15 protein-coding genes are annotated in these 13,206 nt (G+C 59.9%); 11 read left to right on the forward strand and 4 right to left on the reverse strand.

The window, feature by feature from the left end; all coding sequences use genetic code 11:
• Positions 1–6: 6 nt before the first annotated feature.
• The 7 genes from EAO78_RS15335 (at position 7) to EAO78_RS15365 (ending at position 3,147) form a co-directional block, all read left to right on the forward strand.
• Positions 7–441 carry a hypothetical protein gene (locus EAO78_RS15335; protein ID WP_121513380.1) on the forward strand — a complete coding sequence of 145 codons (435 nt, stop codon included), beginning with the start codon at positions 7–9 and terminating at the stop codon, positions 439–441.
• A gap of 322 nt (positions 442–763) precedes the next feature.
• On the forward strand, positions 764–1,057 hold the full coding sequence (locus EAO78_RS15340; protein WP_238987728.1) for a hypothetical protein: 294 nt from the start codon (positions 764–766) through the stop codon (positions 1,055–1,057).
• A gap of 231 nt (positions 1,058–1,288) precedes the next feature.
• Positions 1,289–1,573, forward strand: a complete 285-nt coding sequence (locus tag EAO78_RS15345) for a hypothetical protein (protein WP_122106709.1) — start codon at positions 1,289–1,291, stop codon at positions 1,571–1,573.
• Positions 1,573–1,899, forward strand: a complete 327-nt coding sequence (locus tag EAO78_RS15350; protein WP_122106710.1) for a DUF7558 family protein — start codon at positions 1,573–1,575, stop codon at positions 1,897–1,899. The genes EAO78_RS15345 and EAO78_RS15350 overlap by 1 nt, the downstream gene beginning before the upstream one ends.
• Positions 1,900–1,970: 71 nt before the next feature.
• On the forward strand, positions 1,971–2,273 hold the full coding sequence (locus tag EAO78_RS15355; RefSeq protein WP_122106711.1) for a hypothetical protein: 303 nt from the start codon (positions 1,971–1,973) through the stop codon (positions 2,271–2,273).
• On the forward strand, positions 2,274–2,786 hold the full coding sequence (locus EAO78_RS15360) for a PIN domain-containing protein (RefSeq protein ID WP_122106712.1): 513 nt from the start codon (positions 2,274–2,276) through the stop codon (positions 2,784–2,786).
• A 31-nt stretch (positions 2,787–2,817) separates the two neighbouring features.
• Positions 2,818–3,147, forward strand: a complete 330-nt coding sequence (locus EAO78_RS15365; protein WP_122106713.1) for a hypothetical protein — start codon at positions 2,818–2,820, stop codon at positions 3,145–3,147.
• Positions 3,148–3,291: 144 nt separating this feature from the next.
• On the opposite strand, the gene prf1 is transcribed toward EAO78_RS15365, so the two are convergent.
• Positions 3,292–4,368, reverse strand: coding sequence for a peptide chain release factor aRF-1 (gene prf1 / locus EAO78_RS15370; protein WP_122106714.1), 1,077 nt, complete (start codon positions 4,366–4,368; stop codon positions 3,292–3,294).
• 804 nt (positions 4,369–5,172) lie between these two features.
• Between prf1 and EAO78_RS18275 the strand changes: the two genes are divergently transcribed.
• From EAO78_RS18275 to EAO78_RS17765, 3 genes are all read left to right on the forward strand, one after another.
• Positions 5,173–5,349 carry a hypothetical protein gene (locus EAO78_RS18275; RefSeq protein WP_203227906.1) on the forward strand — a complete coding sequence of 59 codons (177 nt, stop codon included), beginning with the start codon at positions 5,173–5,175 and terminating at the stop codon, positions 5,347–5,349.
• A 198-nt stretch (positions 5,350–5,547) separates the two neighbouring features.
• Positions 5,548–6,789 carry an RNA-guided endonuclease InsQ/TnpB family protein gene (locus EAO78_RS15380; protein ID WP_122106716.1) on the forward strand — a complete coding sequence of 414 codons (1,242 nt, stop codon included), beginning with the start codon at positions 5,548–5,550 and terminating at the stop codon, positions 6,787–6,789.
• A 355-nt stretch (positions 6,790–7,144) separates the two neighbouring features.
• Positions 7,145–7,561: a hypothetical protein gene (locus EAO78_RS17765; RefSeq protein WP_136516523.1), complete on the forward strand. Its 417-nt coding sequence runs from the start codon at positions 7,145–7,147 to the stop codon at positions 7,559–7,561.
• Positions 7,562–8,461: 900 nt separating this feature from the next.
• Here the strand turns inward: EAO78_RS17765 and EAO78_RS17955 are convergent.
• Positions 8,462–9,418 (reverse strand): hypothetical protein, encoded by a 957-nt coding sequence (locus EAO78_RS17955; protein ID WP_162498083.1) that lies wholly within the window; start codon positions 9,416–9,418, stop codon positions 8,462–8,464.
• Between the two features lie 1,016 nt (positions 9,419–10,434).
• On the opposite strand from EAO78_RS17955, the gene EAO78_RS15405 reads away from it, so the two are divergent.
• A complete protein-coding gene (locus tag EAO78_RS15405) occupies positions 10,435–11,301 on the forward strand; it encodes a DNA-binding protein (RefSeq protein ID WP_122106720.1) in 867 nt (288 codons plus the stop codon).
• Positions 11,302–11,847: 546 nt separating this feature from the next.
• Here the strand turns inward: EAO78_RS15405 and EAO78_RS15410 are convergent.
• Both EAO78_RS15410 and EAO78_RS15415 read right to left on the reverse strand, forming a co-directional pair.
• On the reverse strand, positions 11,848–12,210 hold the full coding sequence (locus EAO78_RS15410) for a hypothetical protein (protein ID WP_122106721.1): 363 nt from the start codon (positions 12,208–12,210) through the stop codon (positions 11,848–11,850).
• 95 nt (positions 12,211–12,305) lie between these two features.
• A complete protein-coding gene (locus EAO78_RS15415) occupies positions 12,306–13,094 on the reverse strand; it encodes a hypothetical protein (protein WP_122106722.1) in 789 nt (262 codons plus the stop codon).
• Between the last annotated feature and the right edge of the window lie 112 nt (positions 13,095–13,206).

A 13,206-nucleotide genomic window follows, 5' to 3' on the forward strand; every position in this document is an offset into this window, starting at 1 on the left:
CGCTCGATGGTGCCACCGACAGGCGATGGCGGGAGCCCTGCCCCCATCGATCGTCCCATCCTCGAGTTCCTCCAGACGCGGCTCCAAGCGACGAGGCAGGTCTCCGAAGCGGTCATCACGGATGCAAGCGGCCATCTCGGGCTTCAGGTCGTCTTTGCCTCATCGTACTACCCAGCACCCGTCGACGACGCAACCCTGACTGTCCGCTGGTACACGAACGACGACTTCACAATCCACTATCGAGAGGTCCATTCGGAGCACACCTGGGAATGCCGATGGGATCGGCATCCGAACCCCCACAATACGCGCGACCACTTCCATCCCCCACCCACCGCCCCGACGCCCGGTGACGATGACTCCTGGCCGACCGATCATCGTGATGTCCTGCGACTCGTCCTCGACGAGATCGAAGACCGGATCGCAGTACTGTGGGACGACTAGACGACTCCCCCGCAGTGGCGTTTATCGCGCCGACCAAGGGTGACGGCGCTCAGCGCGATGGGCACCACCAGGAGAGTCGTCGTGGTGTCCAGCCTGGAGTCAGCTGAGTGCAGTCACAGGTGAATCCATGTCTACGTTTAGTAACTCCGAGACAGCGAGTGCATCGCCGTCAGAAAACCACACGAGCCCACCCCGAGAGACCGAGGACACAGAGCCACAGAGATCCTGGCCAGACGATACGAGCAGCGAGGATGGAACACCAACGCTCAGGATGGACCAATGTCCGGAGTGTGGGAACCGTCGCTTCGTCTCAAAACTCCTCGTGTACGAGATCACAGGCTACGACGAGGGCGGCGAGCAAGAGTTCCGCCGCCAGCACGTCCGGGCAGAGTTCGAATACACCTGCAGCGAGTGCCAGACGACACTCCGGACGCTTCCCGCAGATCGCCGCGATTACTACGACGAAGTCGCGGTCCTCGAAACAGAACGGCGGGCAGCCCTCCGTGATCAACTCCGCCAGCTGGGGCAGCGGTGCTGGCGGCGTCTCGCAGCGCGAACGACGTGGCTGGCACTCGGACTCGTAATATTCGTGACCGGCCTCGTGATCGCACTCTAACAGTCCGAAAGAAGAGAGCCTCCCCGCTATCGACTCTTGCAATCCGCCGAAATACGCAGTGTGCCATCGACGGTGGAGAGCTAGCCCATCAGCAGCAGGAGAGGAACGGGTTCGGCGTACGTGCCCGGGAAGAGCAGGACGCAAACGGCCGGGCGAGCTGGCCGCACGTGATCGTCGTTCGCGCCCGCAAAGGGGCGAGGCGCGCTCGAAGCGCGTCCAGTGAGAGCTTCCATGACTGGACCTGATATCCTCGACGATACGACAGACGACTACGAACGACTCGAAACCGAACTCGTTGCCCAGGACCGGGATGGGGCCCGGGTCTCGACGGCGGACGTCGACGAGCGGAGTGCCCGCCGTCTCGTGGGTGATCTCATTGAAGACGATGTGGTGACGCCGGTCCCCGACCAGCGGGTCCTCGTTCACGGGCCGAGTGGCGAGGCCTTCGACTCGATCACCCAGCTCGCCGTGTTCCATCGCGGATGGAGAGCCGCCAGAGACGCGGAGGACAACTGATGCAACAGACGCTTTCCGGGTGTGCGTTCTGCGAGACGCTGCCAGGGTCAGAAATGGGCGAGGCGCATACGTGGGGGCAGGACGAACGGGTCACCCACCCAATCTGTGTCGACTGTGCCGTCCAAGAACGGCCGGATCCCGAGGAGCACGATCACCACGCCTGCGACGGGTGTGGGCTCGTCGTTGACACGCTCGCAGCGCTCACCCGGTTCCGTGTGGAACTGGGGCACCTCGAAGGCCCGTTGCAACTGTGCGAGCACTGTAGTCCAGGGGGGCTCGCAACGTACTGGACGCGTGATCTCGAGGAGCATCTCGTAGCCGAGTGACGCTCGACCGAGTGACGCTCACATCGTACACACGAAAACGACTAAGTGCGTTGGCTCACAATGTACACATCATGAGCACCGATAAGAAGCGCGTGCAGTTTCGGGCCCCCGATCGGCTCATCGACCGGGCCGACGCACTGGCCGCAGTCCTCGGGGAAGACCGAACAGACGTCCTCGTGACCGCGCTTCGGGAGTACCTCCAAGACGCCGCTCACGACGACGCACTCACCCAGGAGATCGCTGCCGCCTATTACGACGATGAGATCACCTTCGAGCAACTCAAAGTGCTCGTCGGCGCCGAGGAGGCGGCAAACCTCCGCGTGTTGAAACAGCAACTGGACGAGGACTTCATCGACGGGGTCGCCGACGCATAGATGTCGCGGCTTATCGCAGACGCCTCCGCCCTCGTGAGTCTCGGGATCGTTACTGACGACGACCCCGATCCACTCGCACTCTGTCTCTCCCGGTACGAGGTCGTCGTCCCAACGGCGGTCATCGATGAACTCCGAGAGATTGCATCCTACGAGGACGTCCATGGACACGCCGCGTCCGCCGTCCTCGACCAAGCGGAGTCATTCACGACACAGTCGGTCGACCTCGATGCCGAGTTCCCCCTCGACGACGGTGAGAACGCGGCGGTCACGCTCGCGAACGATCTCGATGCTGCGCTCTTCCTCTGTGACGAGTTCAACCAACTTGGCTTGATCCACGCCTCACTCGCAGATACCCGACTCGTCACGACACCGACGCTACTCTCAGTTCTCGTTCGAACTGAACACCTATCAGCTGCCGACGCGCGGTTGCTCCTCGATGCGATCAGTGACGCCCGTAGCTGGGGCGCGAACAGGTACGTGCAGCGAGCTCGCTCGTTGCTCGAGGGGACCTAACACCGTGGAGGATCCTTCGAAGTGAACAGAAATGCCCGATAACGACGCTCTCTACGACGTTCGTGAACGAACCAAGACTCCCGAGCACGCATCAGTTGATGACGTGGTCGAACTCATCCTCGAGCGCGCACAGCATCCCCGGACGGAGCACCGGGACGCGCATCTCGACGAGATGATGGCTACCGTCGTCGACAGATACGGGACCGACTCCGTCAAAACCGTTATCCATCGTATCCTCGTCGACCACTACCCCTTTCGGACTGCCACGCACGACCTCGAGATGCGCAACGTAGATGGCATTCGTATCGGGACGGCAGCCGGCCAGTTCCTGACAGAATTGAACGCACAGGACGACGGTTGAGACCGGTGTGAGCGATTCGTGTCTCCAAGAGCGACACCGCACCCGCCCGGTTTACACCGATCGAGCTTGTTCATGCGACCGATGACTGCCTCCAGACCCTACACTGGGACGCTAGAACAGCTATGGCGTCCAAAACAACTCGGCTTAGTTAATACGGAACCGGAGGAGCGCTCCAAGGCCTCCGAATGCAGTATCGAACTGGGCACCTCGATCGGTGTCAGTCGACACAACGAGACACTCACCGCCTTGGTCGGTCGTCGTTTCCTCGAGCTCACGAATCTCCGCTGGTGGCCGTGCGTCGGAAACGAGAAGGACGTCGACTGCTCCATAGTCGAGGGCGGTTTGCGTTTCATCAGCTCCGTAGGCGACATCTCCACCCTGTCCCAGCGCCGTGAAGAACCGATCGAGGGCTTCCCGTTCCCGTCGGCGCTCAGCATCAGACAGTACGTCCTCGGCACGCTCAACGAGCTGCGAGAGTCCCTGCTTGGTTGCGTACTCAATCGGATAGACGCCTAGTATGTGGTCCCGCAACTCGTGGTGGAGATAGTCACCCTGCTGGAACTCGTCGACGGTGATCGTCGTCCCGCCGAGGATGACGCCATCGACGGTGGGCTCATCGAGGAACGTCTGTTCGGCAGCGTCGGCGACCTGCTCGAAGAACTCGTGTTTCTGTCGGTCGCGCTCGCGTTCGAATCGTTGCGCACTCTGGCCGCCAGCACGGGATTTTCCCATCACTTGGCTCTCGAAAGTCCGGCTGGAAACGATGCGTTCGCCGGCGAGGCGACCGAGGGCGGCACGGCCCCGTTCGAGGACGACCAGACCGTACACCTCTGACGGGGTGAGCGCCTGCTCGACGGGGGCGGTCTCGAATTCAGCCGCACAGCGATACAGCGAGACGTCGACGTGGATGTCGAGATCGTCGAAGACGGCGTCCTGCAACTCACCGTCGACGACACCAGCGTAGATGACGAGGCCGCTTGGTGGTGTCTCTTCGTACGCTTGGAGGAGGCGTCGGATGCGTCCGAGAGCGTCCTGGACGTGAGTTCGTGTCTGATCGGATTTGATGTTCGCAGCCTGTGCATATTCTCGGTCAATACGCTCACGAACCGCATGGAGTGATTTGTCTGGCGGGATGGCCACGGTGATGAGCTCGGTGCCCTCGCCACGGTAGTTTGTGAGCTGGTCGATTCGATCGCGGAGTTCGTACTCGGTAGTCTGCATTTGTCTCGGTGAAAGCGGCGTCGCTGCTCGATGAGAAGGCGATACACCCGCCGGCGCTGCTACTAACTACGAAAGAACAGAGCAAGCGCTCATCGTCCGCACGTTCACCCGTTGCACCGGCGGTGTGTGGTGCATACTATGTAGTTCGTGACGGTGCAGGATAATGCTTACGTCGAGACGGCAGGGGGTGGCCGAGAACGAATAGAAAGCCCTCGGCCGCTCGGCATCCCGCGACCCACACTGCGCTCCTCGTGCCTGTGGTGCTTGCGGGGTCGGGGGACGACCGAGACGACCTCGCCCTTTCTGAGTCCACCAGGATATCGGCTGTGTCACTGAGCGTCGAGTCCGGTTGAACAGGTTCTTTGTTACGGCACGCCCCGCTCGCCGCTTCCGCCCTCCGCGTCGCTCGCGACCGACCATTCCGGGCGTGCGGGCGCTCTCCGCACCGCGAGCGCCCGTTCCGGGCTAAAATGAATCTGGTCTCGACGCCAGCGGGTATCCCCGTCGGTTGCGCCCCTTGCGGGCTTTCGCGTTCCAGGGCTTGGTGCCGCCTGCGCTGGCGCGCGCCACACCGCGGCGCGCGTTCGCGGCGACAGTCGCCCTGGACACGGGCCCGCGCATCGGGCCGGACACGAGCGGGCATATCGGCACACCTCTGCACTGACTACGTCGCCGGTGGTTCTTTTTGCGCCTGCAATGGGTGCAGGCGCGAAGCGATCGTGCCTGCATGGTAATACAGGTGATATCTGATGGAACAACGCCACCAGCGACAGGTGTATCGTCAATCAGCGGGGGACTGGCCGGATGTCCGTTGACCTTAACGAGATTGAGCAGGCCGAAGACGAACTGGAAGACTGGCTGGTCAACCAAGCCGAATCCGGCGTTCCCGAAGTCGTCCTCATCGGACTCCTTCGTGACTACGCTGACGACATCGAGCATCTCGGCTATGTCCCGCGGGTGTGGGGCCACAGCAACCGATGATGTGACCCCAACTCGACTTTCTTGTGTTGGTTTTTCGCGCCCGGAACGGGCGGAGGCGCGACGTGATCGGGCCTTCACCAGAGAGGAATTGAAAATGAGACGACGTTGCCAGACCAAATCTGACAGTAGTTTTCCGAGAATCGTGCAGTCAACCGGAATCGGCGAAGGCGTGCCCTGGATGCAATATCGTTCAGAGTCATGAAACGAACGAATACGTTTGATATCGCTCCCGACTCTGAAACAACAGAAGAGATCCTTACGCGGGTGCTGGACGCGTCGGCAAGCCTCTGGAATAAACTCACCTACGACCGCCGCCAGCAGTTCTTCGACGGCGAAAGTGTCTGGGAGTGCGATGGCTACTACGACGAGTACGTCGACGTGCTAAGCGGAGCGACGACCCAACAGATCGCTCGCGTGAACGATACCGCGTGGCGATCCTTCTTCGAACTTCTCGACAAGCCAGAATACGACCCGAGTCCTCCCGGCTACTGGGGGAATCAAGACGATGGCCGAGAGCTCCGAACCTACATTCGAAACGATTCGTACACCATTCAGTGGAATAGGCGGTCACGACTGGAAATCCGCATCGGCATGGATCTCAAAGACGAGTACGGATTCGGAATGTACGAACGGCTTCGGTTACCGGTTCGGGGCAATCCGAAATGGCATGGGGACAGTGGTCGACTCGAAATCTCGTACGACTCGGTCGAAGAGACGTACCGCGTGCATCAATCCGTAACCATCGACGATGTCGAAGAGAGCAGATTAGATGGCTTTGAGGCCGCTGCACTCGATCTCGGCGCAAACGTGCTCGTTGCCTGTACGACAACAACCGGTAGGCAGTATCTCTACAGTGGCCACCAACCGTTCGAGCAGTTTCGAGAGACGACTAACGCTATCGCCAACGCCCAAGCGAAACTCCCCGACGGACAACACTCCAGTCAGCGAATCAAGCGTCTCTATCGCAAGCGCTCTCGACGGCGCGATCATGCGGTGAACGCGCTCCTCCGTGACGTAGTTGAACGGTTAGACGAAGCTGGTGTTACAACGCTCTACCACGGCGATCTCACCGGAGTGCTCGGTGAGTACTGGTCGGTGGAGGCGAACCTCAAGGCAAGGTCGTTCTGGGCTCACCGACAGTGCATTGATCGACTCTCATCCGTCTGCGAAGAGTACGGGATCGACGTAGAAACAATATCCGAGGCGTGGACGTCCCAGACCTGTCCGAAGTGTGGCGAGCGGGACCGAACACGCCGGCATCAAGAGACACTCACCTGCCCGTGTGGCTTCGAGGGACACGCCGACCTCGTTGCTTCGAGAACATTGCTCGAACGAGCAACGAACACAACAGTCAGGCCGACGGCACGGCCCGTGCGGTTCCAGTGGGACGATCACCAGTGGTTTCCCGTGGAGGGTGCCGCAGTGTCGCCCAACGAATAGCGCACAGACCCGCGAGGTGTCGCCGTAGCGTCCTTGACGCTAGCGAACGGACGCTTCCATTGTGTGGAGTGGATGTCGACCCGCTGGACGCTCGCATTACTCGGACGTACTCTAAGTACAGCTCTATCTCCAGAATAAGGCTACTGACTAGAGAACACCGAACTGCAAGCGCGTGATACTGGCCTCCTCGGAAACGACGCGCCGTCGTGTCCGATAGCGCTCCCCAACGGTCTATGTTTGGTTCTTTGACGGAAGGGTGGCACCGATATTTAGTGAATTGCTTAAACCCGCGGCCTTGAGGATTCAGCCTGGATGACCCGAAGGAATATAGTCATACGAGTGGAATCTTTGGTATATGAGCGCCCTGAAAAACCTCCACAAGCCAGGCAAACCCCCTCAAATTGGTTATCGTGGTCTCTCTGCAATCATGGGAGTTGTAACGCTAGCAACATTCGGGATCGACCGATTTCTGTTTGAAACGGCTGGTCAATCACTTGGAGAACTACCGGCGTATGTGATGGGTGGTGTCCTCCTCGTCGTCGGGATGAGTGCCTTCTACGCGTCAGCAACCGGTCACGACATCAGAACGGCAATTCTCGTCTCGTTAGGGCCGGTTGTCGGACTCTTCGTGTATTTAATCGGGTATCACCTCGTCTTGCCTCCGAGTACTGACTCTCCGACATGGCTCATATTCCTCGCTTTTACCGGGGGGCTCCTTGCGATTGGGACTGTCGCACACCTTTGTGGTCGTTTAGTTAAACGAGTATTCTAAACCTGTTTGGAGCGTCCTCCTTCCGTACGCCGGCAAGATTCATCGTCGTCAGCGACACAACATGGCCCCTCCGAAGTTGGTCTAAAGGGAGATCACGTATATCTCCCAATCAGCCAATCGTACTAGTCTGCGAGAATTCACGACCACGGAGCCAGTATTCTACCGACGCTAGAATCCCATAGGCAACGAGATAAAATGGTGCCCACACAAACACAAAGAGGAACCCGGGCGAATCCCCTTGTCCACTTCCAATTGGTGGGATATACACGAGTATATGCCAGAAAACGAGGATACCTACCAATAGTGCCCCCGGGCTACGGATTTTATATCGAAGCCAGAGAAAAACGGGAATCCCTATTGTTACCAACCCAAACGCCATAGATAGCACAAGTGCGTCCCAAAGCGTTCCTGAGATTGAAACATTCGAGGTTGGGAGGAGGCTATACGCGAACACACCGAGTGAATAGAGGACGGTGACTGCGATACTGATAGCGAGAGGACGCTTCCATGTTTCCGACACCGAGAACCACCGATGGAGGACCGACATACGGCACTATAGTGCTTGACCTAACATTACTCTTTACCAGTAGGCCAACGTTTGATTCTTTGACGGATAAGTCGGAGTGAGATTTAGAACCCTATGACAGTAGTTGGCAGTACGGATTCTTTATCCAGAACGCTGGCTGAAACGACCGTTACCACAGGTTCTTCTGGAGAGACAAACAGTTGCTAGCGTTTGGTGCGATCACCTCGAAAGCCTCCGAACGCTCGCCGGCCGCGACTCGCTGTGCGCCTCATGCCTTCGGTGCTTGCGTCGTCGGGGGACGACGAGCGCCCGGCCCCTTTCAGTCCCGCCCGGGGGTTGTTGTGGCTCTACCTCTTCGGAGCAGTCCTCCTCGATCAGCCTGCTGTCGTCAGAAATACGTCGCGCTGGACGACGAGCGTCGTCCAGTACACGTCGCCCTGGTACCGAACCAGATATGTGCCGCTCAGGTCGCCTTCGCCGTCCTCGTCGAGTCCATGAGCCTGTTCGTGCCCTCGGAACCGGTCGGCGAGCGCTACAAGTGCATCAGACGGCGGCTCGTCAGGGCCGACAATGTACTGTCCGTCTGCAATTGCCGTCTCAACGATCTCTCGCTGAGCCTCCGGAAGCCCTGAAAGTTCGAACGTAAACCGCTCGCGCATCTGTTGGCCGTAGTCGGCGGCCGTCGCTACTTGTTCAGCAGTGTATCGATAGGTGTTCAACGTCGTGTCGTAGGCGTCGTCGACGACCCATTCGGCTTCAGTCCCGTCGTCCCAGGTGATATACGAGTACTCCGACTCGGGGACGAGGACAGACTGCTCGCGCTCGGTGTCCGTATAGAGGAACGTCGTTCCGATACCGACCGGATCACCATCAGCGAGCCCATGTTCAGCAAATTCTTGTTGATCAAGCTCGGGGAGATCGGCGAACTGAATGGCTTCTGCCTCGATTACTGAGTCTGTGACGATATCTACTTTCACGGAATATCTGGTGGCCGGCGTTTCCTCGACCACTTCGTATGATAGCTCGTAGACCCCCTCTTGGTAGGCAATATGTTGCTGTTTGGGGAGTGGCGGCCGGGTTGCCTTCGTTTTCGTGCCGCCATCAAGGATACGGTCGAACAGTTGGGCCGTTGCGTCGTTGCCTTCCGCTGGACGGACGGTATAGAGGACTTTCGTCGGGAGTTTCGCGTCTGCGATCGTCGTCAGTTCGAGCCGCGCTGTTGGGGCTTCTGCGGCGGCGTTGCTACCACTGAACCCACCGGGGCTGGTGCAGCCAGCGACTATTGCGGGGAGAGACGAGGCAGCGGCCGCGAGGAGGGCGCGTCGGCGCATAGTCATAACCTATCAGAGATGCTCGAAAAGCTTTGTGTCGCACAGAAGAGGGCAGCCAAAGCTCCGGAAGTGGTGGAGTAAGTCAGATGAGTAACCAACAGAACCGAGGTTAAACCCGGGGTGTTGGTTAAGGATGGATACTGGAGGCGAGTGCGCTCGAGAACACCGCGTATCAGCTCTCCGGTTACGTCGATGTCGAAGCGCTCAAGCAGTTGACTACCTCATCAGATGGGAACATCACGGTCAAGTTCATCATCCAGAGGATTCGGCTCGATGTGTCACCGAAAGGTGTGGACGTCCTCATGGGGAATAACCCGACGTTGTCGGTGGGTGGCAATTTTCGTCTCGCAGGCATAGACCCTTCTCGAAATCCCTCGGTCGCTCGGCATCCCGCGACCCACGCTGCGCGCCTCGTTTCACTCGGTGCTAGCGGGGTCGGGGGACGACCGAGGCGGCCTCGCCCTTTCTGAGTCCGCCAGGACGTCAGCTGTGTCACTGAGCGTCGAGCCCGGTTGAGCGGTGTTTCTTAACGGCACGCCCCGCTCGCCGCTACCGCCCTCCGCGTCGCTCGCGACCGACCATTCCGGGCATGCGGGCGCTCTCCGCACCGCCCGCGCCCGTTCCGGGCTAAAGTGCATGTGCCCTCGGCGCCAGCATTAAGCGCGTTTTCGGTTGCGCCCCTCGCGGGCTTTCGCGTTCCAGCGCTTTGGGCCGTTCCGCGCGGCGAGTCACACAACGACTCGCCGTGCTCACGACCGTCGCCCTGGACACGGACCCGCAGTTCGGGCCGGACGCGAGAAACGGCTTAAAGCTGGCCGCTCGCTCCGGGCGGGTCGGCGCGCGGTTCTGGTTGGGTGACCTTCCTTTGGCGCTCTCGCTCGCGCCCCAGGGGGCGCTCACGAAGGCGCGAGCGAGAGCGCGTAGATGGTTCTGTCGGGCGTTGTCGTCGAAGAACCGCGATGTAGCAGCATCGCGGTGTCGGGCGCGTGAGCGCCTTCGGAATCAGGTCGATTCCAATGTCAAGTAAGAACGTCTCCAGTGAAGTAGTTTCGGTCGATGAACAGGCTTTCGAGAAACACGAGGAAACGCAGGTCGACGAGGACGGATTCGAGGTCGTCGATGAAACCCCGGAGTTCCGGGCGACGGTCGACATGGAAGTGCAGGCGAAAGTCGATTCCAATCATCCAGATGCGCGGATCGAGGAAGGCCCGGATCACCTGTACGGGAAGACCCTCGAACAGGAGGAGCGCATCGAGGCCCGGGAAGCCGAGTTGGAGCACATCAGTGTCCAGGCGGAACTCAGTCAGCAGGAGGGACGCGCAAAGCGGACGCGGGAGGTCGTCGTCGAGCAGTGTGGCCGGGACGAACCCGAACCGGTGGAGCGCACGGATCCCCGAGAGAAGCTGACGCAGGAGGAACTCGCGGCGGTGAACAAGCAGGCGATGCGGATCAGCGACGAAGTGCAGGGCGGCTGGTCGAGAGCGGTCGTCGCGAAGCAACTGGCCGAGAAGGTGCAGCGCGGCCAGGACGTGACCAAGGCGGTGCTGGAAACGTTGGAGGAGCAGAAGGCGGTCCCCGGTGCAATCGTGCCCATCGCAGATGTGCCGGACGTGCCCGTCGGGGAAGTGACGGTCCAGGGTGAAATTACCGAACTCTGGACCCCAAGTGACAACTCAATTCAACAAGTCGGGCTCATCGAAGATGAGAGCGGGCGCACGAAATTCACGGTCTGGGAGAAGAGCGGGAAAACGGTGGTTCGGGAGGGGCAGACGGTCAGGTTCAGAGCGGTCAAAAAGAACTGGTACCAAGGTCGGTGCAGTCTCGCGATCACGGGCTGGAGCAGGATCGAGTTCCCGGAGCGCGGTCGGTGGTGGGAAGAATAGCCAGTTAGCGCAGCCTTCTTTTTTGCTGTGTGCCGGACCGACCCAGACCCCGCCACCCCACCCTCCGCTCCCGGCCTCCCGCTGGTCGGCCGGCAGCCACGACCGGGCTCCCACGCTTGAGAGGAGCGCAGTGAGACGGCTGTCCAGGGTTGAGAGAGTGGTGTTTGTGTGTACCCAGAGGAGCAGTGGGGGCACAGACAACGTGCCCTGAGCAACGATGTCCAAGGAACATACTCTCACAGCCCGCGAACGGCTTCACATTCCACCTCCGCGAAGCTCACCGGACGACCGACTCACCGATCGTCGAAGCACAGTTAGCCGCCGCACTGGACGCCTGAGAAGACCTACCGCTGATGCACCTGCAGGAGGGGATCTCGGTCATAGACTATGCAGGACACCTAACACCACCAGACACTGAATGGGCTCGACGGGTCGGGACACAGGAGGTGCACAACGTCTCCGAACGCGCCGATAACGGTCCCGAGCGTTCCGGTGAGGACCAAGAGGGCAAGTAAGATCAAGAACGGCCACAGTTCGTCGGCCATCTCAGTCTCGAAGGTGGGAGTCTTCGACCCGAACCAGTTGGAGGGACGGGAAGGGTGCGAAGGGAATTTCCTCCTCGACGAGTTCTTCGAGTGGGATTGCAGCTTCCCGGTCGCCCCATCTCGGGATGTGCTGTTCGAGCACATCGAGTGGGGTAACTACGATGATCTCGTCGTCATCCGGGTACTTCGGAGTCTTGTCGGCCAGCGTTTCCCCGTCCTCGAACTCCCACTCGTCGAGTTCGAGTCCAGGAATGTTCACGACGACCAAGGCGATCGGTTCGTCGGCCTCAGCATCGTGGACGATATCGCCGTAGATGAACTCCGGGTCTTCCTCCTCATCGTCCAGTTCAAGTTCCAAGGCCATATCGAGTGACCGTTGGAGTGGTTCCTCGCGTCCCGGAGGCTGCCATTGTTCTTCGTCGGTACGTCCGTCAGGTGGTCCGCCGCCTTTGCGTGGCATTAGTTGATCACCATGAATTCGTCAAGTGCTGTTTGCGAGCTGTGCAGGGCCTCGATCCTCCAGTTGATAGTCTCGGTCAACCGTTCGGGGTCGTGTTCCCCGTTTGGTTGCCTGCACTCGTCCAGGATCGACGTCTTTCCGGAGAACGCAACGACCTCGTCTGGGGCGTGGAGGAGGTGTTCGTGTGAGACCCGACCGTTGAGGTAGATCCGATCCGGGCCGAGCGTCTCGACCAGGGCCTCCAGGTCGTCCCAGAGGTTGAACTTCGAGTTGTACTCGGTCCCGTCGAAGGCACACGACTTCGTGCCGAAGACCTCGAACAGCTCCCGGCAGTGCTCGTAGTGCCACGGTTCCCACCCCACGATGATGGGATAGAGTTCGACGTCGAGTTCGGCATCCTCAACCATACGGTAGAGCGCCTTCTGCCCCTCGACCGATCGCTCAATCTCGCTCAGGAGTTCGCGACGGTCCATCTCGTCGCTGTCCATGACCCAGCGGTCGCCTGGGAAGTAGACGTCGACGATCCCGTCCAGATCCTGTAGCCGCTCGAACTCGTCCTCAGGAGTCCGACCGACCAGGAACTTGTTCTGCTCCATCGAGTTGATGATGAGCGTCTGGTCGGGATGCATGAACGCCTCTCGTGGTTGGTTTACGAACCAAATCGACCGGCGGAACGGTGCTTGGAGGGCCGGGAACTCCTCGACGTTGTAGCCGAAGAGGCGTCTATCGGTGGAAGCACCAGGTTTGGTCTTCGGTACGAACTCGTGCGGGAATCGGTCGCCGGGCATGTCGGATCTCTCTGGCGCGGTTGTGTCTCGGTGGCGCCTGTCGTGACACTACTCACCGCACAGGGATAAGTCTTGTTCGCTTTTGTTCACACAACCACTATTTATTAGGCTT

This window comes from Halobellus captivus (assembly GCF_003697845.1).
Lineage (GTDB): Archaea > Halobacteriota > Halobacteria > Halobacteriales > Haloferacaceae > Halorubrum > Halorubrum glutamatedens.

Excerpts from the sequence above, each read along its gene's own strand:
- EAO78_RS15335 (WP_121513380.1), top strand. The coding sequence starts at position 7 with ATGGTGCCACCGACAGGCGATGGCGGGAGCCCTGCCCCCATCGATCGT.
- EAO78_RS15345 (WP_122106709.1), top strand. The coding sequence starts at position 1,289 with ATGACTGGACCTGATATCCTCGACGATACGACAGACGACTACGAACGA.
- EAO78_RS15350 (WP_122106710.1), top strand. The coding sequence starts at position 1,573 with ATGCAACAGACGCTTTCCGGGTGTGCGTTCTGCGAGACGCTGCCAGGG.
- EAO78_RS15355 (WP_122106711.1), top strand. The coding sequence starts at position 1,971 with ATGAGCACCGATAAGAAGCGCGTGCAGTTTCGGGCCCCCGATCGGCTC.
- EAO78_RS15360 (WP_122106712.1), top strand. The coding sequence starts at position 2,274 with ATGTCGCGGCTTATCGCAGACGCCTCCGCCCTCGTGAGTCTCGGGATC.
- EAO78_RS15365 (WP_122106713.1), top strand. The coding sequence starts at position 2,818 with ATGCCCGATAACGACGCTCTCTACGACGTTCGTGAACGAACCAAGACT.
- prf1 (WP_122106714.1), bottom strand. The coding sequence starts at position 4,368 with ATGCAGACTACCGAGTACGAACTCCGCGATCGAATCGACCAGCTCACA.
- EAO78_RS18275 (WP_203227906.1), top strand. The coding sequence starts at position 5,173 with ATGTCCGTTGACCTTAACGAGATTGAGCAGGCCGAAGACGAACTGGAA.
- EAO78_RS15380 (WP_122106716.1), top strand. The coding sequence starts at position 5,548 with ATGAAACGAACGAATACGTTTGATATCGCTCCCGACTCTGAAACAACA.
- EAO78_RS17765 (WP_136516523.1), top strand. The coding sequence starts at position 7,145 with ATGAGCGCCCTGAAAAACCTCCACAAGCCAGGCAAACCCCCTCAAATT.
- EAO78_RS17955 (WP_162498083.1), bottom strand. The coding sequence starts at position 9,418 with ATGCGCCGACGCGCCCTCCTCGCGGCCGCTGCCTCGTCTCTCCCCGCA.
- EAO78_RS15405 (WP_122106720.1), top strand. The coding sequence starts at position 10,435 with ATGTCAAGTAAGAACGTCTCCAGTGAAGTAGTTTCGGTCGATGAACAG.
- EAO78_RS15410 (WP_122106721.1), bottom strand. The coding sequence starts at position 12,210 with ATGGCCTTGGAACTTGAACTGGACGATGAGGAGGAAGACCCGGAGTTC.
- EAO78_RS15415 (WP_122106722.1), bottom strand. The coding sequence starts at position 13,094 with ATGCCCGGCGACCGATTCCCGCACGAGTTCGTACCGAAGACCAAACCT.